The sequence below is a fragment of the Nonomuraea sp. NPDC050556 genome (assembly GCF_044457355.1).
Taxonomy (GTDB): domain Bacteria; phylum Actinomycetota; class Actinomycetes; order Streptosporangiales; family Streptosporangiaceae; genus Nonomuraea.
On record NZ_JBITGU010000001.1, the window covers coordinates 1,813,438 to 1,834,207 of the forward strand.

A 20,770-nucleotide genomic window follows, 5' to 3' on the forward strand; every position below is an offset into this window, starting at 1 on the left:
TTCAGGTCAAGCCGCTTGTGCGTACTCATGGAGGACGCCGCCGAGCCGGTCTCGTCGGCGGACATTCAGGTCGATGATTCGCTCTGGCACCGCCTTGATGCTGGCCTCGGCGAGCACCTTGATCGCATGGGTGGCCCGTTTGTGCTCGGGTGAGCGGTGGTGCCGAGCGCGCGGACGCGTCTGGTGGCGCGCTCGATGCGGCCAGGACGTGCTGGTGTCGCCCGCCGAGAGTGATGGTCTCGATGAAGTCGCAGGCCGGTAGGGCGTCGGCCCACATGGTGGATGCCCGATTGGGTGCCGGGTCGAGGACTGCCTGTTTGAGGATCTCCCAGATGGTGGACAGCGCGATCTTTATGCCGAGCGTGGTGAGCTCTCCATGGATCCGCCGGTAGCCCCAGCTCGGGTTCTCTCGGACCAGGCGCAGAATGAGAGCGCGGATGGAGCAGACCGTGAGTGGACCCAGATGCGGCCGTGACGACGTTTTCATCAGGTCGCGGTGCCAGCGCAGGGCGGTGTCCGGCCGGACGAGGAGTCGCAGCCGGCGCAGAACCTCACGCGGCAGTGAGGTCAGGAGAGCGGCGAGAAGGGCCCGGTCCTCAGGCGCGAATCGCACTCTGGTGTTGGCGCTCAAGGACAGCGATCACTCATGGGCAGCAGCCGTAGCGCGGCGAAGGCGTCCGTGACGGTCAGGTAGGCCAGGCGAAGCAGCACAGCGGATCGTCCTGCCGTACCGGGCGCCCGTCTCCCGGGCAACCGGAGCTCGCGTACGTTGAGGCGAAGCCTCGCAGAGCAATCACCTGGGCGGATGTAGTCATCGGCAGGCGCGGTGCCGTATGAGCCGAGAGCGGCCGCGTCGCACATCGTCCTACCTGGACCACATAGGGGCAGGGTCCGGATCTCTACGACGAGGCGCCGCCGACGCCGTCTGTCGTGCGGCGGACGTGGATCTGCCGTCGCCAGTGGTTGGCTGAGTGGACGATGTCGTGGTTGACGTGTCCGAGGAACTGGCTCACGTCCTGCAGCCGGGCGCCGCCGGGCGTGCTGTCGCCAAGGACCTTGGCCCCCAGCTCGGCGATGTCGGCCAGTTCGGCGTTCACGCGGGCGCTGTCCAGCACCGCCTGATACCAGGCCTCGTCGTCGACGATGTAGCGTTCGCGCCCTCGCTGAGGGTCGCGTTCGCGCTGGATCAGTTCTCGTTTTTCGAGGTAGCCGATGGCCTTGGAGATCGAGGCTGGACTGACCCGCAGTTGCTGGACCAGCTCGGCTGAGGTGAGGCTGCCGGTGTCGGTGGCGTACAGACAGGCCAGCACTCTGCTCATCATCGACGGGAGCCCGGCCCTGCCCAGCACGGCGGCGAAGCGCTCCCGGAAATCATGCATGGCTTCGGCGGTCCGTCCATGCGTGGCGGCGGCCGGTGGCGCTGGAGACGGTGTCGGCGGGGCCGATGTACGCCGCCGGGCACGCCGCTTGGTGGCCTGCTGGGCCTGGTCTGCCCGGTATCCGGCGGGCCCTCCGTTGCGCATGATCTCGCGGGTGACGGTCGAGGCCGGGCGTTGCAGGCCCCTGGCGATCACGGAGTAGGTGAATCCTGCGGCCAAGCCGGCGGCGATGTCCCGGCGATCCTGGTAGGTCAGCCTGTCTCCCGGCATTCCTGTGGCTCCCTTCGCTGCCGCGGTGTCGCCGCACAGTATGCATTAACTCGTACTTCATTGCAAAACAGCCAGCGCTGTGCATTAACTGTAACCCCATTGCAAGAATTTATGGGCTTCTACCTGCAGTTCCATTCAGAGTAAAGAGCTTTCACGTTGAATGAATAGAAAACGCGATATAGCGTGTCCGTCATCCGCAAGGCGAGAACTCGCGTACTCGCCCCTACAAGGAGTTGAGATGACCACCATTGACCCCAAGCCGTCCCGCGCCCGCACGACCCGGGCGAGCGTCGGCCTGCTCGCCACCACCGCAGTCGCGGTCGCTGCCATGGCCGCACCCGCAGCCGCGGCCGGCTCAGGCCCCACCTCCGACCGCCCCGGAGTGCAGCAGGCGCTCGATCGGGCCGTGACCGAAACCGGCCTTCCCGGCATCCTCGCGACGGTCCGCGAGGGTGATGACCAGTGGTTCGGTACGGCGGGCGTGGCCGATACCCGAACCGGTCGCAAGCGCTTGCCGCAGGAGCGCTTCCGCATCGGCAGCATCACCAAGACCTTCACCGCCACCGTCGTGCTGCAACTGGAGGCCGAAGGCAAGCTCAGCCTGGATGACACGGTGGAAGAATGGCTGCCCGGCCTGGTGCGCGGCAACGGCAACGACGGCCGTCTCATCACCATCAAGCAGCTTCTCAACATGACCAGCGGCCTGTTCAACCACCTCAACGACAAGCAGATGCTGGCCCGCCTCGCCGGTCCTGGCTTCCTCAAACACCGCTATGACCGTTACCAGCCCCAGCAACTGGTGAAGATCGGCACGGCCAACGCACCCGACTTCAAGCCGGGCCAGGACTGGACCTACACCAACACCGGCTACGTCCTCGCCGCCATGATCATCGAGAAGGCGACCGGCAAGACCTACGCCGAACAGGTCTCCCAGCGGATCATCCGCCCACTCGGCCTGACCGGCACCCACGTACCCGGAGGCAAGGAAGTACGGATCCGCGGCCCCCACGCCCGGCACTACTCCACGCTGTACTCCCAGGAGCCGAAGCCCACTATCTACGACGTGACCGAGCTGAACCCCTCCGCCGGCTGGGCGGCCGGCAACATCATCTCCACCGCCGCCGACCTCGACCGGTTCTTCACCGCGCTGCTCAAAGGCCAGCTCCTTCACGAAGCCCAGCAGCGGCAGATGTTCGCCACCAACCCGGTCCCCGACGGAAAGTGGATACCCAACACCACCTACGGCCTCGGCATGTCGTCGGTGAAACTGTCCTGCGGCACAACGGTCTGGGGCATGGGCGGCGCACTCCAGGGTTCATGGTCATACGCGTACGGCACCCGCGACGCCACGCACATGCTCGTCCAGAACGTCAACGGCGACTGGAACAACCCCATCGCTGCCTTCACCAACGTCCTCGAAGCCGAATTCTGCGCCCCCAGATCCCGCTGACTTCCTCTGGTCGGAGGTGAAATCCTCCGCAAACGTCCCCTTCCGGCCTCGCAGGCCATGCCGGATCTGATAATGGCCGCCGGCTTCACCGTCCCGCGGACCGGACGAAGAGCCTTGTGGATCATCTCGTCATTGGGACCGCCAGCGAGGCCATTCGTGAGTACGGGCCTGGTGTTCGCAAGCGCGTCGGTCATGCCCTCGCGAGACTTGCCTGCAGCGTGCGGCCACCAGGCGTGCACGTAGGCATATCAGGTCCGGCTTCCTTGACCATGGCCTCGCCGTCGCGTGCCGCCTGCCGCAGCTTGGACAGGAAGCTTTCGGCCAGGCCATTGGTTTTGAAGGTAGAGGACTTCTCGCGGTTGCCTACGGTCCAGCGCACCGTGTGCGGATGTCCCAGAACTCGACCTTGAACGAGGTGTTCATGCTGCACTCCTGAGGGATTCCAGCCAAGTGTTGAAGTCGCTGCGGTAGATGCGGAGTTCGCCGTTGGCCAGGCGGATGCCTTTCGGGGCTTTGCGGGCCGCGCAAAGACACGAGCGCAAGAGATCCACTGAGCTCAACAGCACACCAAGAGCGATGACTCTCCGCCGCGCCGAAACGGCCCTTTGGCTGCGCCTGCGGGTGCCTCAGAGCCCTTCGTGGTTCCCCTTGGTACTGTCCCTGGCCATGCGGATTCTTGTTCTTGGCGGTACATCTTTCGTGGGGCGCGCCATCGTGGAGAACGCCCTGCGCGCCGATGCCGAGGTGACCCTGTTCGGCCGAGGCAAGACAGGAACCGACTTGTTCCCCCAGCTGACCCGGCTCATCGGCGACCGCGACACCAGCGACTACGCGGCACTGCACGATGACACATGGGACGCGGTCGTGGACGTCAGCGGCTATGTGCCTCGCCACGTCGCGCAGTCGATGAACGCGCTCCGCGACCGGGTTGGCCGATACCTGTTCATCTCGAGCCACGCGGTGTATCAGCGCACTGGCGTGGGGCCCGACTCGGACGAGGACGCTCCGCGCCGCCCGCCGGTGCGCGACACCGAGGAACTCGACGACGACACCTACGGTCCACTCAAGGTGGCGTGTGAAGACGATGTGCTGGCCCGGTACGGCTCGCGGGCGACGATCGTGCGGCCGGGAAAGGTGGCCGGGCCGAACGACCCATCGGACATGTTCACATACTGGGTACGGCGGGCCTCGTACGGCGGGCCGGTGGCGCTGCCCGCAGACCCCGAGCAGCCGATACAGGTCATCGACTCTCGCGACCTGGCCCACCTGGTGGTGCAGTTGCTCATTGACGAGCGCCCCGGCGCGTTCAACGCGGTGGGTCCTGCTGAGCCGACCACGCTCGGGGCACTCATCGAGACCTGCGCTCGGGTGGCGGACAGCGAAGTCGAGATCGTGCCGGTGTCACCCGACGTGGCGCCACCGCTGTTCCCGCTGGTGCGGACGAACTGGCCAACGCAGCAGCGCAGCTCGGCCCGGGCTCGCGCGGCGGGCATGCCCGCGACCCCGCTAGAGGTGACGGCGGCCGACGTCTTGGCCTGGGACCGCGAGCGCGGCGAGCCACCCCTGCGGAACGGTTTCTCCCCAACCGAGGAGCGTGCCCTACTGGCGCAACAGGGACGGTAGCGACCCGATCTGCATGGGACTCATGGGAGTCCGCCAGACTCCTAACTACGGCATTGGAGTATCGACGATTACTAGTGTTCGGGGCGTGCTCGGCTTAGGGCGAGGCGGTAGGGATCGATTCCGGTCTCGGCATCCCTGGGCACCGCCGCCCCAGAGGCGAGATCGGCTCAGCGGCGCACGCGGTAACGGATATGGGTGGCCTCCGGAGTGTCGATCACCTGAACGATCTCCAGCTCGATCTCCGACGGCAGGACGTCGAACAGCCGGTGGCCGGCGCCCAGCAGTACCGGGATGTGATGGATCTGCACCTCATCCAGCACTCCGGCCTCAAGTGCCTGCCGCACCGTGGACGCGCCGCCACGTACCTGGACGTCCCGGTCCCCTGCCGCGGCCTTCGCCTGCTCCATCGCGCTTTCAATTCCGTCGCTCACGTAGGTCACCAGCGGGTAGCCCCAGCGGGCGGCCGGGCTGGGTGGCCGGTGACTGGGGACGAAGATCGGGGCGCCGTCGTGATCGCCGCCCCAGTGGTCCATGAGTTCGGCGGTCCGCCGTCCCGCCAGGATCGCACCGGCCGCCTTCCATTCGCCCCGGAACTGCTGGACAGGCCCGGTCTCCGCGTCGGCCCACTTGTGCAGCCGCTCGCCGTCGTCGCCACCGAGATAGTCGTGGGGATCGGCGATGTACCCGTCGAGGGACATCGACATGTCGAGTACTGATCTGGACATAGCCCGCTCCTTGTCGTCGACGGCGCGATTCCTCAGCCGCGCCTCTGCTCCCAAGTTCGGAGAATAACTGCGTCCTCTGGATACTGTGTACTGTAGATACAGTTGTCGTGGGTGACAAGCAGGAGGCTGCGATGTCGGTGAACGAGGATCCGAAGGCACTGGCCGACCTGTTGTGGGGCCTGCGCAAGCCGCGCACCAGAGGCCCAAGGCCCGCCTTCGACCTCGCCCAACTAGCCGACACCGCCGTCAAGGTCGCCGATGCCGAGGGGCTGGACGCGGTCTCCATGCAGCGGGTCGCCGCCGAGCTCGGCCTCACCAAGATGGCCCTGTACCGCTATGTCAACGGCAAAACCGAACTGGTGGCCATCATGATCGAGGCGGCTGTCGGCACACCCCCCGACCTGAGCGGGGCGACCGGCTGGCGGGCCAAGCTGGAAGAGTACGCTCGCCAGCTGTCCGCCGCCTGGCGGCGCCACCCCTGGCTGCCGTCGATCACCGTGGGCGACCGCGTCATGGGCCCGCGTGAGACCGGATGGCCAGAACGAGCCCTCAGCGCCCTGGCCGACACCCCTCTGACCGAACGCGAGCGGCTGGACGCGGTCACGCTGGTGTCCCACCACATCCGCGCCACCCACCCGACCGCCACCACCCAAGGCACTCAGACCTGGACGAACGGCAGCGCCGCCCCCATCATGCGCGACCTGCTGCTCCTCCACGCCGACCGTTTCCCGCTGCTGGCCACCACTGTGGCCACCCCCTCGGCCACCACCACCCAGGAGTTCGGCCTGCACGCCCTCCTCGACGGTCTCGAACACACCATCACCCAACGCACCCGCGGCAACGGCGACGGCGACGGATGAGTGCAGGTGCGCGGCACCACGGCCGCACAGCACGGGGTCAGCTGGCGTTGTGTTCGGTGCGTGCGCGGCTCTGGGCACGGCGGTAGGAGTCAGTTCCGGTCTCGACGATGCGGGCGCGGGCAGCGGGGCGACAGCCGATTCCCGCGGGAGAGCGATCGGTGGGTTCTGTCCATCCACGAGAGGGCTGACGATCCCTTAAGGATGCTGTTACCGACCGCTCATGTCGCAGACCTGCCGGGATCGGATGAACGCCTTGCGGTTGAGTCCAGCGTCGGGTGCGCCGCCCGTGGTGGCGGGGCTGATCGGCGTGGTCATCCGTACCCAGGTGGTGGACAGCTCGGCGTCGATGTCGTCCAGGCTACTCAGCTTGACGGCTGCCATCTGCCGGGAGGCGGGCCGCAGCCGTCCCGCCTGGTCGACCAGGGTGGTGAGGGTCTCGCCGATCTCGCGGAGCGGGGTGGGCAGGGCTGCTGCGTACTCGGTGACGGTCATCGGGGGTCTCCCTGCGCGGGCTGGTAGTGAAGGTGAACGGCGCCGGTGGCGAAGGTGGTGGACTCCACGAGGGTGAGCGGCAGCCGCCCGACCGACTCGTCGAACAGGCGCATGCCCGCCCCCAGGACGATGGGGTGGACGTGCAGGTGGAGCTCGTCGACCAGACCGGCGCGCAGCAGGTGCCTGGTCAGGGTGATACTGCCGGTGAGGCTGATGTCCTTGCCCGGTTCCTCCTTGAGCTCGGCGAGCTGGGCCGCGACGTCGCCGCTGATGAGGGTGGAGTTGTTCCACTCGGCCTTCTCCAGCGTGCTGGAGACGACGATCTTGCGGATGTTGTTGAGATTGTCGGCCATCACGCCGCTCTGATGGGGCCAGGTGGAGGCGAAGGACTTGTAGGTGGTCCGGCCGAGCAGCAGGGTGTCTGCGCGGCGATGACCGCTGCGGCCATCTCGTGCCGTGCCAGCTCACCGTGGCGGGCATCCCGTACGGCGTGCCGAACGGGAAACCGTCCGCCGGATCCATGCCCAGCACCCCGGTCGCTGGGCAACGACCCGAACCCAGGCTTCCTCGCCCGCTTCGAACCCGGTGGCGCCCAAGCGGGCCGGGAATGAAGCATTCGACAGATCCCAGCGATCCGGTTCAGGCCTCGAAGGACTTGATGGCGTCGGCGAGTGTGGCCGGGGCGGCGGCATGTGCGCTGTGCCCCTGCCCGGACAAGACCATGCTTGTGGCTCTGGGCAGCACGCGAGCCAGCGCATCCAACCGTTCTTTCAGGTGAGCGGGACTACGGTCACCCCCGATCAACAGCACCGGAGCCTCGATCCCCGCATAGGCGTCAAGTCGGACGCCGAGCAGGTCCAGCGCCTCGTTGTCGTCGATCTGGTGGGAGACGAGCGCCCGCAGCCGCGGGCTGAGACCGACGAACACCCCGCTCAGGATGGCCACCCATTGCGGCAGCCGTACGGTCTCCCTGATGAAGATCCGCAGCGCCTTACCCGGTCGGCCGGCAGCGATAGCCTGCCGCGCCCGAGCATTGATCTCGCCGTTCGGCCCCCCGAGCGGCGCCCCGATCACCACCGGCGGCTCGTAGAGGACGGCCCCGGTAAAGGCTTGTGGCGCGGCGACCAGCGCTTCCAGCGCGACCACCGCGCCGGACGAATGGCCCACCAGCAGCACCGGCGTGCCGATCTTCCGCGCCGTAGCGAGCACATGCTCAACCTCCTGCGCGATCGTCGCCGGGCTGGGCAGGTCCTGGCGGTACTGGCGTCGATGCAACCGCACCACCCGATGGTTCGGCGTCAGCAGCGCCGCCACCTTGGCCCACGAGCGGCCGTCGTCCAGCCCCGGATGAAGGATCAGTACGGCTGCCCCCTCTCCTTCGTCGATGGCTCGGACCTCGGTCCCGTCAGATGCCGTTGTCGTCAGCATGGCGTCTCCTTAGCAGCGCTAAGGGCCAATCTAACTTAGCGATGCTAAGGAGACAAGGGCGAGATTGACTCGGAAGACATTGATCGACACCGCCCTTCGCCTGCTGGACGGCCTTACGGTCCACAGGCTTGCCACCGGACTGGGCGTCCAGTCCCCCGCGCTCTACTGGCATATCCGCACCAAACAGGAGCTTCTGGACGGTACGGCCGACGCCATCGTCCAGTCCGCAGGCATGGGACCACCCCAGGCGGGCGAAACCTGGCAGGAGTGACTGACCCACCGCGCCCGCATCGTCGCCGGTGCCGCAGCCCTCAGCCCTGCCATGGCCGCCTGTGGCTTCACCTCGGTGCTCGCGCTACGCACCGGGTTCGTCCTGCAGGAACAGGCCCCCCTTACCACGGCCCTCCACGCAGCCTTGGACCACGGCCTCCACACCCTCATAGCCGGCACTTCCCGCACCGGAGGGTGAGCGCCCCCTGATGGGAGTACACCCGCCGGCCACCTTCTGCGGGAAGTTCGGCACCAGTACGAGATCAGTTCGGCGAAGGAATTTGGCACCCGTTCTCAAGAGCGCCGGGCCTCTCGCCTGTTGGTGCTCAGGTCCGCCATATGCCGCCGACACCGAGGGCGGGGCCCGCGGGAGCCGCAGTCCTCCAGCAGTCACCTGCCGGTCGAGAGCGAGATCCGACGATGAAGGGCGCGTGGCGCTCGAACCACCACAGCGTGGATGTGGATCGGTTCCTGGCTCTCACGCAATCGCGGGGTTCGGGCGGTCGAGGCGGTAGATGTAGTGGCGGGGGTTGTCGATCGGGTTGTCGGGCGACAGGTCGCCCTCGCCGATGCGCTGCAAACCGGCCTTCTCCAGCGCCCGCCAGGAGGCGATGTTGGCCGCCGAGACCGGCACGATGACGCACGTGGCCTGAGGTCGTTCCTGCCAGGTCAGCTCCAGCATGGAGCGGATCATCGAGGTCCCCAGGCCCTTGCCCACCTGCCCGGGGTCGCCGATCAGGTAGTCGATCTCCACCGCTCCCTCGGGGACCTGAACGATTTCGCTCAACGGGATCAGGTCCTCGGGGTAGTCGGCCAGCCACGCCCGCTGGACCAGGCCGAACGGCTTGCCGTCAAGGAAGGCCAGCAGGTCCTCGCCGGGTTCCTCGCCACGGGTGCCGGGACCGAAGTCGCGGATCACCGCCTCCATCGAGGTTTCGTGGTTCCACCAGCGGGCCACGTGCGGCTGCTCCAGCCAGGTCTTCAGCAGCGGGAAGTCTTCCTCGCCGAGCTGGCGAAAGGTGATCATCAGTACCCTCCTCGGGGGAGATGGCGACGGTAGTAGCGGGCCTGGCGGTCGCGGTGACCGCAGGAGGGGTCGCACCAGCGTCGGCGTGGATGGTTTTTGACGAAGAACAGTGAGCAGCCCGGTCCCTGGCAGCGGCGCAGGTTTTCTGCCTGGGTGCCGGTCAGCAGTTCGATGCAGCAGGTGGCGATGCGTCCGAGTGCCGCGTCCGGCCCGTGGACGGTGTCCAGCCAGCGGGCGGTGGGCCGGCTCGACCAGTCCAGTTGCAGGCAGGTGGGGGCCGCGGCCGCGAATGCGTTGAGCCGCCGCACGGTCTCGGCGTCCGGGTCGCGGCCCTCGGTCGCGGCTGACAGGACAGCGTGAATCGTGTCCCGCAGGGTGCGGACCTGCTCGCCGTACGCGCCCATGGCGGTGTGCTCGGGGGCGACGCGCGCGAACCACAGATCGATCCACTGGGGGTCGTGCAGGTAGTCCATCTGGTCGCCGAGGCCGTACAGGGTGTTGGCGAACTCCACCACGAGAGGCTCTGTCCCCAGGATCGGGAACTCCACATCCATCACAATGCTGACGGTAACCCATCGCTCTAACCGTCAGCATCTGATTTTCGGCGCCAGGCAGAAGCGGGTCTCGAACCGGACGATCCAAGAGTTCCGACAACGTCGCTCCTTGACGATCTGCGCCGCTCCATGCCCGCCACAACCAGACTTCGGGGATGTTCGGGCTTCGGGTGGGACTGCGGGGGCCTGTGCGGGGCTGCCGGGTTGGCGGCGGCGATGGAGGTGCGGAGTTTGGCCAGCAGGCGGTGCAGGGTGTGAACTTCCTCGGCCTCCCAGACGCCGGTGAACAACATCCACCACTGAGGGCCGACGGCTTCTCGCTTGGCGAGTTCGGCGCGGCCGAGCGGGGTCAGGGTGATGGTGTTGGCACACCGGTCATGCTCGTCGGTGTCTACCTGAACCTTGCCCGCCTCGCCCAGCGCCTGGGCCTGCCGGGTTGCCACTGGTGCTTGGCCAGGTCTGAGGTGCGTGCAGGTCATGTGGACGCGATGCGCCGGAACATGCACGCCGCAGCGCAACTCAGCATGATGGATGGATGCTGGCCGAATCAGAAGCCCGACTGCTCGCCGAGGCAGAGGTCAAAAGGATCCGCCACGAGATGCGGGGCTTGAGCACGGCACTGGCGGGCGATGCACCGATTCTCGTCGACCGCCGAAACGGCTCGATCTTGCCCACCGGCACGGGATCCTCATCAGGTTCCGGCTTTCTCGCGAACGCGGTCACAGAATTGCCGGGGGAAGCGGCCATCTGCCAGCCGCCACGCCTCATCGAACGCTCTTTCCTCCCACGGTGTCCGCGCGAGACGCACCATCGCATCGACAACCTCTGTGGGCTTTCTTAGGTGGCGGCCTCGGCGATCCGTCGACAGGCGCTGCTCTTGGCGGTCGGAAGTCGGTGTCGGCCATCAGCGTCTCGATCAGTCCGGTTCGCCGAGCTGGTCATCGATCACGATAGGTGCTGACCTATCGGGCATAGCCGAAGTTCCCGCCCACGGCGATGATCGCGATCTCGTATGCGATGAGGATGCACGCTTCCAGGCGAGTCGTTGACCGGCTGGACAACGACGCTACGGTCATCAGCGACGTTCGAACACGACTGTTGCCCGCACTGTGCCCCCGCCGCACTCAGGGTCATGAGGCCCCGGGGAATATCTTGCTCGACGCGCCCCGCGGGTTCACCGGCGAGCGAATACGACGCGTGCCCAGTGTTATGGCCGGGCACCGCCGTTCTGGTTGGTCCTTTCGGGCCGCCACGCCTGGTCATCGCCCTGTGCGATCGTGCGGCAGGATGGCCAGATGCCTCAACCCGTCCCCGCCGACCTGCTGGAAATCGCTGAAGCACTTGTCCCCCACGCTCCACCCGACGCCGCACGCCTTGCCGAGCACGGAAATATGCACCACGTCGTGCTGTTTCCCGGCGTTGCCGCGGTACGCATCAGCAAGCGCCCCAGTCACGCCGCCACGTTGCCGCGCCGGGTCGAGATTCTTCGGGCCGTCGCCGCGGCGGGTCTGCCTTTCGCCGTGCCGGAACCGTTGACCGCGGTGGTCACGTTCGGGGAACGCGCAGCCGTCGCGCTCTCGTGGATCGACGGCAAACCGATGCCGGAAGGCGTCGGGGATCCGGCGGCGTTCGGGCCGCTCTTGGAGGCGCTGCGCGAGGTGGAGATCTCCCCGCAGCTGAAAGCCGTTCTCCACACGCCGCGCCGGTACGCCGATGGCCTGGGATGGGCGGACATCCTGAGCGAGGAGATCATTCCACGCCTGCCGTCGAAGTGGCGTGACGGAGTCCGGGAGCGGCTGGACACGATGCTGGCGCTTGAGGAGGTCCCGGCGAGGCTCGTTCACGGCGACCTCGGCGGCGGCAACGTCCACTTCGGCGAGGACGGCAAGCTGATCGGCGTCCTGGACTGGGACATGGCGATCCTGTCCGACCCGGCGATCGACGCGGCACTCATCGCGACCTGGCACGGCTGGGACGTCCTGCGTGCCACCGACGAGGAAACCCGCCGACGAGCCTTGGCCTGGAATGGCGCGGTGGGGGTCGGGCACCTCCATGCGGTGTTCACTGGCGAACCCCTGCCGCGCGTCGACGGTTTCGTCAGCTCGGTTCTCGCTTGGCTGGAGGAACGCGGTTAGCGCCCTCCAGTAGGTCCGTGCGAGGCACTGGCATTTCGCGTAGTCCTTGATGAAGCGAGGGCCAACGCGGCGTGCAGGATTGTCAGTGCGGTGGGTCATGCTGCGCCGAACCAAGATGATCACCAACACGGCGAGGCGCGACATGGCTCAGTTGCTGCGGAGGCTCGACGACGAGATCTACGTCGAGTACAACACGTTCGGGCTGGACGGCACCGACCTGCCGGAGTGGGGCTCGCCGACCGACGAGATCTACCACTTCGTCGCAGGCGTGCGCCTGGAGTCCTGGGACGCGGAGCCGGAGGCCGCGGACGCCTCGTGGACTCCAGTGAGTTCGGCGACGTTCGTGGCGGAGAGCGGTGTGGTCGCGATCGTGGCGATGATGGATGGTCGGGGGCATGACTTCCTGATCGGGCCGCCGCGTTTCGAGTACGGCGTGGCCATGTATCTGCGCGAGCCCGAGCCGGGCGACGGATTTGCCACGGGTGAGTGCGATGAGGCGTGGCTGCTGAGGTTCTGGCCGATCCGGGATGTGTTCGACCCGATCGCGCACGCGGCGCCGTTCTCCTACATCGCGCGCGGGGTTCTGTACTACTCGATCGACCTGGAGCCCGAGCAGCTCGTGCAACCTCCGGCGCGGCGGGAGGTACCGGTGCCGGTCTCGGCGGTGGCGGACTGGGCGTCACTGCGCGCGGACCCGGACCTGGACACCTTCGACGGCTGGCTGCGCAGGGTACGCAGCAGGGCGGAGAGCGCAGGCGTCAGCGTTCACGAGGCGCTGCGCGCACGCGGGTTCGACATCGAGGATGGCGTGGACCTCACCCCGGCCACCTGCAGCTCGCCGCGGGCGGGGCGGTTCAAGGATCCGCTGATCGACCGCTACTACGCCGAGCAGGCGCGGCGGGGCTCGTTCTCCGGGCAGGATCTGGGCAAAGAGGGGATGGGCGAGCGCGCCGACGGCGAGCGCATCGCCAAGGAGTTGTGCCGCGGTGGCGCGCGGACGTTCTCGGTGCCCGTTGAAGGGCGCGGTGCGCACTATGTACCGGCGGGTGTCAGCCGCCGGGTGTGGCGGTGGGAGGACGACCTGCTCGGCGGCGAGCTCATGGACGAGGGGCTGGCGGTGGAGCGGCAGGTCCTGGCCAGGAATCCGTGGACCAGGCAGATTCTCGTCTCCGGCATCGTGACGGTGCTGCGCCGCGACCATGACAGGCGCGGCTGTGGCGACACGGTCTGGTACGTGGTGCGCGACGCCGAGCAGCACGAGGCGGCCAGGGTCCTGTGCGCGGAGGCCACCTGGGAGGAGGACCAGGATCATCGCCGGGCCTTGGACGAGGTGGCCAGGGAGAAGCTGATCGACCTGCGCGCCACCTACAGGAACCGGGAGGGCTGACGTGGGCGTGGTCGTCTGTCCTCAGCGTGCTCGACCGAGCAGCAGGAGATTCCAAAGAGTCTTCGTGCCGCGACGCCGTACGAGCCCACTTGGCATAGTCACGGGGTCGTCAGCCTGGGTTGCCTATCCCCGTCCATGTGACGCCCTGGCTCTGTCAAAGCCCCCTCCCCCGCACCAGGTTCGACACGTTCGTACAAGCGTCAACTCGCGGACGCTCTCATCCTGAGAGCGTAGATCTTCCCAAGAAGCAGCCAGAACGCGTGTGCGTCTGGCTCGCGCCATCCACCTCACTCCAAAGGCCATCGGTCGCAACGCACCCCTTCAGCATTCGAGGTGGTCATGTTGTCAGCTCTGGTTCGCCGGGGGTCATTCCCGCCGCCATGGCCCTGGGTCGGGGCGTAACCTCTACGGCGGCCGCGCTGATCACAGCGGCGGTGTTCGGTGGCTTCGCCCTGGCCGTCGGCGTACTGGTCGACGCCTTCGTCGCCCGGTTGATGCCCGTCGGCGTCTGAGGCGGTGTGCGGCTTGCCAGCCGTACAACAGCACTTAACGTTCATGAGTCCTCCTCACACCCCCCTCCCCCGGAGTCCGCCATGCGACTCAAGGTCCTGCTCACCGTCCTGCTTTGTTTAGCCATGGTCGCCGTCGGCGGCACAGCCGCGCTCGCCGACGTCGGCCCCTACAAAGCCAAGACCGCCATCGACGGTCGCGGCAGCATGGATCCCAACGACCGGATCCGCACCGACGCCTACCTCACCGACGCCACCATCATGATCCGCTGCCAGGACACCGGCCCCTCCGTCGGCGGCAGCACCATCTGGGACTACACCGCCGACCTGCTGTGGGTCCCCGACGTCTACGTCCGTACCGGCACCACCGGTTTCCTGCCCGGCGTGCCGCGCTGCCTGTCCATCGGTATCGACGGGAACGCGCCCAAGGGCTCGCCGCACGGCCCGTACACCGTCAAGATCGACGTGGACGGCCGCGGCAGCCCCAACCCCGACGACCGCGTGCGCACCGACGCCTACCTGGGCGGCAGCCAGGTGTTCATCAAGTGCCAGGAGTACGGCCTGGCCGCGGGCGGCAGCACGCTGTGGGACTACAGCGGCGAGGGCTACTGGATCCCCGACGCCTACATCACCACCGGCACGAACGGCTGGATCCCGGGCATGCCGTCCTGCTCCTCGCTGGGCATCGCGACCGGCGGCACGAACACCGCGGGCGGCCGTCAGTTCCTGGTGCGTACGACGCTGAACGGCTATCGCGCCAAGAGCCTGTCGGCCGCCAGGGAGGAGGACAAGTACGCGGACGGGTCGTATGTCACGATCAAGTGCCAGGCGTACGGCGAGGCCAACTACGGCGGCTCCACCATCTGGGACCTCACGACCGACAACCTGTGGGTGGCCGACTACTACGTGCGCACCGGCTCGACCGGCCTGGTCATGAACCGCTGCGACAGCGACGGCCCCAGCTCCGGCGGCGGCAACCGCTACCTGGTACGCACCACCCTGAACGGCTACCACGCCAAGAGCCTCACCGCCAGCAGGGAAGAGGACAAGTACCGCGGCGGCACCTACGTCACGATCAAGTGCCAGGCCTACGGCCAGTTCAACTACGGCGGATCGGCGGTCTGGGACCTCACCACCGACGACCTGTGGGTGGCCGACTACTACGTGAAGACCGGCTCCAGCGACATCGTCATGAACCGCTGCGACAGCGACCCCAAACCCGCCGGTGGTGGCAACGACAACCCGGCCACCCCGCTGCCGCCCGGCGCGGGCTCGGTCGGGCAGGGCGACATGCGGTACAGGATCGTCCAAGCCGCCTACAGCCAGCTCGGCGTGTCCGAATGGGGCGACAACTGCAATCCTTACGGCGCGGGCGGCACGATCAAGTGCGGCTGGGCGTGGTGCAGCATGTTCGCGAGCTGGACCTGGCGGCAGGCGGGCATCGACGTCTTCCTGCCGTACAGCGGGACGTTCTACTCCTGGGGCCGCAGCCGGGGCACCGTACGTGCCCTGTCCGACGCCAGGCCGGGCGACGTTGTCCTGTACGGCTACGGCGCCTCCTCCAGCGAGCACGTGGGCGTGGTCGTCGACGTCTACCCCGACGGCAGGATCACCACCATCGAGGGCAACTTCCACGACGAGGTCCGCCTCGTCGGCCCGTTCGACCCCACCCTCAGCCGGCCGGGCGGCCACAACTACCCGATCTACGGCGTCGTCTCGCCCATCGCGGACTCCTCCACGGCCTGGGCCTCCTCGACCGGCTTCCCCGAGGACGCGAACGCGATGATCTGCTCGCAGACCGAATGGAGCAACGGGCTCGTCCCCGAGTTCAAGACCTGCCTGGAAAACAGCCGCACGTCCGGCAGCCCGTCCGCAGAGCCGGGAGCGTGGGTCCGGGTCGTGGCCATGATCAGGTCGGTGGGCGGCGCCAACCGGGCCGACATCACCCTGAGAACCGCCGGCCTGCCCGATCCCCCGACCACCTACCGGTATCGATGCGAGTCGGCGCTGACCCTGTCCACCTACCGCAAGTGCGTGACGCCCTGGCAGTTGCGGGGCATCGGCGGCACCACCGCCCAGGTGGTCTACAACTTCGACGGCGCCACCGTCGTGCGCAACCTGGGCGACCTGCCCTTCCGCGGATGGGCGCAGGCCTTCGCGACGTACTGCGGGCCGTCGGCCCTGCAGGCGGTGCTGGCCAGCACGGGCGCCGACCCCGTCCCGACCCAGGGCACGCTCGACGGCCTGATCGGCACGAGCATGTACGGCACGCTGCCCGACAAGATGGCGGCCTTCCCCGTCAAGATCGCGGGCTATCAGTACAACAACAACGAACTCGTGAACATCAACGACAACGACCCCGCCCTCATCGCCAGGACGATGGACCGCATCAGGCGCTTCATCGACCGCGGCCAGCCGACGATGCTGCTGGCCAAGTCGGCGAACCTGCCGTGGGTGGGCAACATCAACAGCCTTCTGCGGCACTGGCTGCCCATCCACGGCTACGCCACCCAGGGCGGAACCCTCCGCTTCCGGGTCTGGGACCCGCAGACGGCGGAGTTCCACTTCATGTCGGTCAACGAGGTGATGACGGCCGGGCAGGCGGGCTCCATCATCGCCCCCGACCTGCGCCACTTCGTCATGCCCCGCGAAGACCTCTGACCCCGGCCCGGACCGGCCATCCCCCGATGGCCGGTCCGGGTGTGCGGTGCGCACCCGCCGCGAGACCCTCACGACAGCGTGGATGGCGGGTCTGGTGAGCTCGCCATCCTGAACCAGAGACGCGCTGGTCAGGCATTGAGCTGGGTCGCGTGGCTGACGTACGGCGAGGCCGACAGGCCGCGCCAGCCACCTGGGCCGGTCGGTGCGGACCCGGTCGAGCAGCTCCACCAGCAGCGCCGGGGTTGTCGTCGGTGATCTCCATGAAGGGCAGGATCGCCGCGATCAGGGCCTGCCGTACCCCTCCTCGCCGATACCCATGTCACGACACCTGGACGGGCAACCTTCAACGCGAGGCCTTGTCGGCCTGGAGGTGTGCTTCAGCGGCACAGGGCCGCGTCGATGGTCTTCTCCAGGTGCTGGACGGCTGGGCCGGTCCTCGGTTCGAGGGTCATCGTGACGCTGGCGGCGCGGCCGCCGTCGGTGGCCGCAGCCCAGGTCCCGAAGCCGGGGATGCCACCGCTGTGGCCCCAGAAGGCGCACTTGTCCGACTGCTGAACCCTCATGATCCCCAGTCCCATGGTGTAGCGGGAGTTGCCCTTCATCATCGGGACGGTGGTGCGCATCTGCTTGTACTGGGCCTTCTTGAGGAGCGGGTTGCCGTCGGCCCTGAGCAGCGCGGAGAAGAAGCGGTTGAGGTCGGAGTTGGTGGAGACCATCGCGCCTGCCGCCCAGGACGCGGAGGGATCGATCTTCGTGAGGTTGCGCAGCGGCGCGCCCGGGGACTCCTGGCGGTAGCCCTGAGGGTGGGGCCGCCGGATGGTCGTCTCGCCGGGTGCCGGGAAGTAGGTGTGACGCAGCCCGATGCGCTTCGCGATGCGCTTGTCGATCTCCTGGGCGATGGGCCGTCCGGTGATCTTCTCGACGATCAGCCCGGCCAGCAGGTAGTTGGTGCTGCTGTATCCCCATTTCGCGCCGGGGGCGAAGAGGGTCTTCTGCGCGAGGGCGACGCGCAGGGCATCGCGCGGGGACAGGTAACGACTTTTGAGGATGTCGCCGGTGACGGCGTCTTCGTAGTCGGCCAGTCCGCTGGTGTGCTGCAGGAGCTGACGCACCGTGATACGGCGCCCGTCGATCCCCTTTCCGCGCACGAGTTTCGGCAGGTACGTCTCGACGGGCTCATCGAGCCGGATCTTGCCCTCGCCGACCAACTGCAGCACGACCACCGCGGTGAACGTCTTGGTGATGCTGCCGATGCGCACCTGCCCGTCGCGGGGCACCTTCGTGTGCGTGTCCCGGTCTCCTTCACCCGCGACATAGGTGCGGACGCGCCCGTCACGGCTACGCACACTGGCCAGCGCGGCTGGCGCGCCGTCGGAACGCAGCAGCGTCTGCAGTCCCTGTCGCACGGGGTCCGGCTTGGTGGCGGCGCTCGCCGGTGCCATCACGCCTGCGGTGACAGCGGCGGCCAGGGCGAGGGTGGTGAGGGTTTGGTGGGTACGCAAAAGAGCTCCTCCAGAGCAGCGTTGTTAGTGACAAGCTCAACCCTGCCGGGGGGCGGTCGCCGTTGCCCATCCGTGATCATCCCGACCTGACCCCTGATGCACCCCCGAGAAACGGCCTGCCCGAAACCCTGATTTCTAGGGGTGCTCTTATCGGCTCACGACCCACCGGGCATGCCCTCGAGAATGTCCTGAAGACCTTGGTGGATCGGTCACCTTAGAACGTAAACAGGCTGTCTCCTCGCTGTGACACCCATGGTGGACGAGCACATGATGGCGTGCTGGCCCGGTGAGCCAAAGCGCAGGAGTTGCGACACGACCCTGCCGCTGCGTCGTGTCAGGGGCTGCATCAGGCCAGTGACGGCCTGACATCAGGGCGGTTGGCGAAGGTTGCCGACATGAACAGATCAGCGATTGCAGCCTCGGGGCGGCGGAAGGCGCAGACGATCCTGCTGAGCAGCGTATCCACGCCGACCGGCAAGATGGGCGCCGGTGCGCGGCATCTGGTTCAGAACCAGCCGCTTCCCTCGATCATCGACACGGTGCGCAGCCTGGTGACCGGCACACCGTCAGCAGGCACCGTCGTCACAGCGATCACCTGGTGCGTAGTGATCGTGGTGATCGGATGCCTGTGGATACGTGATCACCAAACAAGGGGCTCGCGCTCCGTTCACCAACATGAAACTGGCTGATCAGACAACACCCTTAGATGAGGCTGATTCTCATCGGCGACCAACTGCTCCCCCGGCTACTCATCGCCGACCGCTCCCAGTTGGGCCTGGCCCGCGTCCTCGCCCAAGACCCGCACCACCCTGGGAGAAGCCCCGCCCTCGGGCTCCAGAACCTCCGCACCGCGCTGGCTCAACCGCCCAGAGCACCCAAACCCGCCCCACCCGGCTCCCGATATGACGTGGGCAAAACCGTCAAGCGTGGCTGCACGGCCCTGCTAGCCGTGGTCGCGATCGTGGTCACCCTCTATACGACCGGGGACGAGCCCCCGCCAGCCCAGCAGAGCGTCACCACCGTGATCGGTGACTGCAACGCGGTCGGGAACTCCACCTCCGACTGCGCGGGCAGGGCCGGAGAATGAGGTGGCCGCGGCCCCTCGCCGTGCTCGCCCTGTTATGCAAGACCGTCACAGCCTGCAAGTCCTCTGCGCAGGAGGCCACGCCCACGAGAGGCAGCGGCAGGGAGGTCGCCGTGGAGGGCGACTGCAACGCGATCGGCGACTCTTCCGCGAGCTGCGTCTTCAACCCGGCGCCTTCCACTCCGGCCACGGCGTCGGCCGACCCGCTCGTGGCCGCCTGCACTCATATGCTGAAGATCCTTGACAAGATCGACATCGCTCCTCAGGACTCCCAGCAACTTCCCGCCTTCTATCGCGAGCTCGCCTCCGACCTTGTCGACGAGGCGGTCGATGCTCCGGGTCCGCTGGCGGACTGGGCGCGGAACTTCGCCAAGCATTTCCGCGACCGGGCCGACGCCCAGGCCGAGCTGCTCGACGCTCTTGGGGAGGTCGACTTCTACACGAGGCTGGGCAGACCCCTGACTCCGGCCGAGCAGCAGTCCTCCCAGGCAGAGATGGACAAGGCCCAGGCGGCCCAGAAACGGTTCAGCGACCTCGGGGATCAGGGTTCCACATACTTCGATGACCTGCGCGCCGTCTGCGTGTGAGAGCCGATCCTCAGGTCGTGGCTCGGCCCGGCCGACCTTCACGGCGCGCGTACACCACATAGTGTTCCGGCGTCCGCCGCCATCTGGCTTGGCCGGCACTGTGGCGGCGCGTGCTCGGCCAAGGTCTACCGCTGGAGCAACTGTCGCGAGGGTCAGAGGTCCTCGACGCCCGGCACGCCCGCCGCGCGCAGGGCGGTGGCGAGGTCGGCGTCCCGGCTGAGGAGCTGGAATCGGAGGACCCCTTCGCCCTCCACCTCGATGAAGACCATCACGCGCCGGGGGAAGGCCCGATAGCGATGTATGACGACGGCGCGGATGTCGTCCACCGGCACGGAAAGATCCGGCCGATCCCGCTTCCAGGGCCGGATGTCCAACCGGCCGAAGTGGATCTGGAGGGTCGCCTGGAAGGAGTACCGGCGTATCTCCTTGTAGCGGAGCCGTTTGAAGACGGAGGGATCGAGCGGAGCGAACGCGATCACGAAAGCCCCTGCATCGCCGCGGGCGGCGCGCAGCCGGACGACAAGGAGCTTCTCCCACACCACGGCGGTGCCGCCGACAGTCGCCCAGATGGCCGCGAGGCACACCAGGCCGAACCATCCCCAAAGCACCATGCCCCTGATCGCGAGGATGACCAGCGTGGCCAGCTTGGCGTACCCGAAGGCCTTGAGCCGTTTGTGTTGCAGGAGCGCCACCTCGCGGGCGCGACCGGGGTGGAAGAGCGAGTCGGGATCCGGCTCGACGATCTCGGCTGGCACGCAGATCCCCTCGAGGCTGTGCGGTGGCGGAGCGAGATGCTCCTCGTGCCGGCCATTGTGGTGCCGCTGGCT

The 20,770-nt window shown here is 67.5% G+C and carries 21 protein-coding genes and 1 pseudogene; 12 read left to right on the forward strand and 10 right to left on the reverse strand.

Annotated features, from left to right (window positions below):
• Positions 1-899: 899 nt before the first annotated feature.
• Positions 900-1,649 carry a MarR family transcriptional regulator gene (locus tag ACIBG8_RS09160; RefSeq protein WP_397342105.1) on the reverse strand — a complete coding sequence of 250 codons (750 nt, stop codon included), beginning with the start codon at positions 1,647-1,649 and terminating at the stop codon, positions 900-902.
• A gap of 238 nt (positions 1,650-1,887) precedes the next feature.
• On the opposite strand from ACIBG8_RS09160, the gene ACIBG8_RS09165 reads away from it, so the two are divergent.
• Positions 1,888-3,099 carry a serine hydrolase domain-containing protein gene (locus ACIBG8_RS09165; protein ID WP_397342106.1) on the forward strand — a complete coding sequence of 404 codons (1,212 nt, stop codon included), beginning with the start codon at positions 1,888-1,890 and terminating at the stop codon, positions 3,097-3,099.
• A 190-nt stretch (positions 3,100-3,289) separates the two neighbouring features.
• Here ACIBG8_RS09165 and ACIBG8_RS09170 read toward each other — a convergent pair whose 3' ends face one another.
• A complete protein-coding gene (locus ACIBG8_RS09170; RefSeq protein ID WP_397342108.1) occupies positions 3,290-3,478 on the reverse strand; it encodes a hypothetical protein in 189 nt (62 codons plus the stop codon).
• A gap of 287 nt (positions 3,479-3,765) precedes the next feature.
• On the opposite strand from ACIBG8_RS09170, the gene ACIBG8_RS09175 reads away from it, so the two are divergent.
• Complete coding sequence (locus tag ACIBG8_RS09175; RefSeq protein WP_397342110.1) at positions 3,766-4,722, forward strand: NAD-dependent epimerase/dehydratase family protein; 957 nt, start codon at positions 3,766-3,768, stop codon at positions 4,720-4,722.
• A gap of 167 nt (positions 4,723-4,889) precedes the next feature.
• Here the strand turns inward: ACIBG8_RS09175 and ACIBG8_RS09180 are convergent, their stop codons facing one another.
• On the reverse strand, positions 4,890-5,447 hold the full coding sequence (locus ACIBG8_RS09180) for a dihydrofolate reductase family protein (RefSeq protein WP_397342111.1): 558 nt from the start codon (positions 5,445-5,447) through the stop codon (positions 4,890-4,892).
• A 131-nt stretch (positions 5,448-5,578) separates the two neighbouring features.
• Between ACIBG8_RS09180 and ACIBG8_RS09185 the strand changes: the two genes are divergently transcribed.
• Positions 5,579-6,307, forward strand: coding sequence for a TetR/AcrR family transcriptional regulator (locus ACIBG8_RS09185; RefSeq protein WP_397342112.1), 729 nt, complete (start codon positions 5,579-5,581; stop codon positions 6,305-6,307).
• A gap of 207 nt (positions 6,308-6,514) precedes the next feature.
• Here ACIBG8_RS09185 and ACIBG8_RS09190 read toward each other — a convergent pair whose 3' ends face one another.
• The 3 genes and pseudogenes from ACIBG8_RS09190 to ACIBG8_RS09200 all read right to left on the reverse strand — a co-directional run bounded on the left by ACIBG8_RS09190 (position 6,515) and on the right by ACIBG8_RS09200 (position 8,227).
• A complete protein-coding gene (locus tag ACIBG8_RS09190) occupies positions 6,515-6,799 on the reverse strand; it encodes a hypothetical protein (RefSeq protein ID WP_397342113.1) in 285 nt (94 codons plus the stop codon).
• A pseudogene (locus ACIBG8_RS09195) lies at positions 6,796-7,218 on the reverse strand (dihydrofolate reductase family protein); the annotation flags it as partial. The gene ACIBG8_RS09190 and the pseudogene ACIBG8_RS09195, both read right to left, overlap by 4 nt.
• 220 nt (positions 7,219-7,438) lie before the next feature.
• Positions 7,439-8,227, reverse strand: a complete 789-nt coding sequence (locus tag ACIBG8_RS09200; protein ID WP_397342114.1) for an alpha/beta fold hydrolase — start codon at positions 8,225-8,227, stop codon at positions 7,439-7,441.
• A gap of 64 nt (positions 8,228-8,291) precedes the next feature.
• Here ACIBG8_RS09200 and ACIBG8_RS09205 point away from each other — a divergent pair, with 64 nt between their 5' ends.
• Positions 8,292-8,498: a TetR family transcriptional regulator gene (locus ACIBG8_RS09205; protein ID WP_397342115.1), complete on the forward strand. Its 207-nt coding sequence runs from the start codon at positions 8,292-8,294 to the stop codon at positions 8,496-8,498.
• A gap of 477 nt (positions 8,499-8,975) precedes the next feature.
• Here the strand turns inward: ACIBG8_RS09205 and ACIBG8_RS09210 are convergent, their stop codons facing one another.
• On the reverse strand, positions 8,976-9,524 hold the full coding sequence (locus tag ACIBG8_RS09210) for a GNAT family N-acetyltransferase (protein WP_397342116.1): 549 nt from the start codon (positions 9,522-9,524) through the stop codon (positions 8,976-8,978).
• Positions 9,524-10,078, reverse strand: coding sequence for a CGNR zinc finger domain-containing protein (locus ACIBG8_RS09215; protein ID WP_397343912.1), 555 nt, complete (start codon positions 10,076-10,078; stop codon positions 9,524-9,526). Before ACIBG8_RS09215 ends, ACIBG8_RS09210 begins: the two co-directional genes overlap by 1 nt.
• A 535-nt stretch (positions 10,079-10,613) precedes the next feature.
• On the opposite strand from ACIBG8_RS09215, the gene ACIBG8_RS09220 reads away from it, so the two are divergent.
• The 5 genes from ACIBG8_RS09220 to ACIBG8_RS09240 all read left to right on the forward strand — a co-directional run bounded on the left by ACIBG8_RS09220 (position 10,614) and on the right by ACIBG8_RS09240 (position 16,770).
• Positions 10,614-10,919 (forward strand): hypothetical protein, encoded by a 306-nt coding sequence (locus ACIBG8_RS09220; RefSeq protein WP_397342117.1) that lies wholly within the window; start codon positions 10,614-10,616, stop codon positions 10,917-10,919.
• Positions 10,920-11,373: 454 nt separating this feature from the next.
• Positions 11,374-12,213, forward strand: a complete 840-nt coding sequence (locus tag ACIBG8_RS09225; protein WP_397342118.1) for an aminoglycoside phosphotransferase family protein — start codon at positions 11,374-11,376, stop codon at positions 12,211-12,213.
• A 97-nt stretch (positions 12,214-12,310) separates the two neighbouring features.
• Positions 12,311-13,600: a hypothetical protein gene (locus ACIBG8_RS09230; RefSeq protein ID WP_397342119.1), complete on the forward strand. Its 1,290-nt coding sequence runs from the start codon at positions 12,311-12,313 to the stop codon at positions 13,598-13,600.
• Positions 13,601-13,980: 380 nt separating this feature from the next.
• Positions 13,981-14,112: a hypothetical protein gene (locus tag ACIBG8_RS09235; protein ID WP_397342120.1), complete on the forward strand. Its 132-nt coding sequence runs from the start codon at positions 13,981-13,983 to the stop codon at positions 14,110-14,112.
• An 81-nt stretch (positions 14,113-14,193) separates the two neighbouring features.
• Positions 14,194-16,770: a CHAP domain-containing protein gene (locus tag ACIBG8_RS09240; protein ID WP_397342121.1), complete on the forward strand. Its 2,577-nt coding sequence runs from the start codon at positions 14,194-14,196 to the stop codon at positions 16,768-16,770.
• Positions 16,771-17,147: 377 nt separating this feature from the next.
• Here ACIBG8_RS09240 and ACIBG8_RS09245 read toward each other — a convergent pair whose 3' ends face one another.
• Positions 17,148-18,272 (reverse strand): serine hydrolase domain-containing protein, encoded by a 1,125-nt coding sequence (locus ACIBG8_RS09245; protein ID WP_397342122.1) that lies wholly within the window; start codon positions 18,270-18,272, stop codon positions 17,148-17,150.
• A 395-nt stretch (positions 18,273-18,667) separates the two neighbouring features.
• Between ACIBG8_RS09245 and ACIBG8_RS09250 the strand changes: the two genes are divergently transcribed.
• The 3 genes from ACIBG8_RS09250 to ACIBG8_RS09260 are packed head-to-tail and all read left to right on the forward strand — an operon-like array spanning position 18,668 to position 19,943.
• Positions 18,668-18,961 carry a hypothetical protein gene (locus ACIBG8_RS09250; RefSeq protein ID WP_397342123.1) on the forward strand — a complete coding sequence of 98 codons (294 nt, stop codon included), beginning with the start codon at positions 18,668-18,670 and terminating at the stop codon, positions 18,959-18,961.
• 17 nt (positions 18,962-18,978) lie between these two features.
• Positions 18,979-19,359 (forward strand): hypothetical protein, encoded by a 381-nt coding sequence (locus ACIBG8_RS09255; protein ID WP_397342124.1) that lies wholly within the window; start codon positions 18,979-18,981, stop codon positions 19,357-19,359.
• Positions 19,356-19,943: a hypothetical protein gene (locus ACIBG8_RS09260; protein ID WP_397342125.1), complete on the forward strand. Its 588-nt coding sequence runs from the start codon at positions 19,356-19,358 to the stop codon at positions 19,941-19,943. Before ACIBG8_RS09255 ends, ACIBG8_RS09260 begins: the two co-directional genes overlap by 4 nt.
• 152 nt (positions 19,944-20,095) lie before the next feature.
• Here the strand turns inward: ACIBG8_RS09260 and ACIBG8_RS09265 are convergent, their stop codons facing one another.
• On the reverse strand, positions 20,096-20,698 hold the full coding sequence (locus ACIBG8_RS09265) for a hypothetical protein (RefSeq protein ID WP_397342126.1): 603 nt from the start codon (positions 20,696-20,698) through the stop codon (positions 20,096-20,098).
• Positions 20,699-20,770 lie beyond the last annotated feature (72 nt).

Excerpts from the sequence above, each read along its gene's own strand:
- ACIBG8_RS09185 (WP_397342112.1), top strand. The coding sequence starts at position 5,579 with ATGTCGGTGAACGAGGATCCGAAGGCACTGGCCGACCTGTTGTGGGGC.
- ACIBG8_RS09175 (WP_397342110.1), top strand. The coding sequence starts at position 3,766 with ATGCGGATTCTTGTTCTTGGCGGTACATCTTTCGTGGGGCGCGCCATC.
- ACIBG8_RS09220 (WP_397342117.1), top strand. The coding sequence starts at position 10,614 with ATGCTGGCCGAATCAGAAGCCCGACTGCTCGCCGAGGCAGAGGTCAAA.
- ACIBG8_RS09235 (WP_397342120.1), top strand. The coding sequence starts at position 13,981 with ATGGCCCTGGGTCGGGGCGTAACCTCTACGGCGGCCGCGCTGATCACA.
- ACIBG8_RS09255 (WP_397342124.1), top strand. The coding sequence starts at position 18,979 with ATGAGGCTGATTCTCATCGGCGACCAACTGCTCCCCCGGCTACTCATC.
- ACIBG8_RS09165 (WP_397342106.1), top strand. The coding sequence starts at position 1,888 with ATGACCACCATTGACCCCAAGCCGTCCCGCGCCCGCACGACCCGGGCG.
- ACIBG8_RS09225 (WP_397342118.1), top strand. The coding sequence starts at position 11,374 with ATGCCTCAACCCGTCCCCGCCGACCTGCTGGAAATCGCTGAAGCACTT.
- ACIBG8_RS09250 (WP_397342123.1), top strand. The coding sequence starts at position 18,668 with ATGAACAGATCAGCGATTGCAGCCTCGGGGCGGCGGAAGGCGCAGACG.
- ACIBG8_RS09210 (WP_397342116.1), bottom strand. The coding sequence starts at position 9,524 with ATGATCACCTTTCGCCAGCTCGGCGAGGAAGACTTCCCGCTGCTGAAG.
- ACIBG8_RS09215 (WP_397343912.1), bottom strand. The coding sequence starts at position 10,078 with ATGGATGTGGAGTTCCCGATCCTGGGGACAGAGCCTCTCGTGGTGGAG.
- ACIBG8_RS09200 (WP_397342114.1), bottom strand. The coding sequence starts at position 8,227 with ATGCTGACGACAACGGCATCTGACGGGACCGAGGTCCGAGCCATCGAC.
- ACIBG8_RS09160 (WP_397342105.1), bottom strand. The coding sequence starts at position 1,649 with ATGCCGGGAGACAGGCTGACCTACCAGGATCGCCGGGACATCGCCGCC.
- ACIBG8_RS09230 (WP_397342119.1), top strand. The coding sequence starts at position 12,311 with ATGCTGCGCCGAACCAAGATGATCACCAACACGGCGAGGCGCGACATG.
- ACIBG8_RS09190 (WP_397342113.1), bottom strand. The coding sequence starts at position 6,799 with ATGACCGTCACCGAGTACGCAGCAGCCCTGCCCACCCCGCTCCGCGAG.
- ACIBG8_RS09240 (WP_397342121.1), top strand. The coding sequence starts at position 14,194 with ATGCGACTCAAGGTCCTGCTCACCGTCCTGCTTTGTTTAGCCATGGTC.
- ACIBG8_RS09260 (WP_397342125.1), top strand. The coding sequence starts at position 19,356 with ATGAGGTGGCCGCGGCCCCTCGCCGTGCTCGCCCTGTTATGCAAGACC.
- ACIBG8_RS09180 (WP_397342111.1), bottom strand. The coding sequence starts at position 5,447 with ATGTCCAGATCAGTACTCGACATGTCGATGTCCCTCGACGGGTACATC.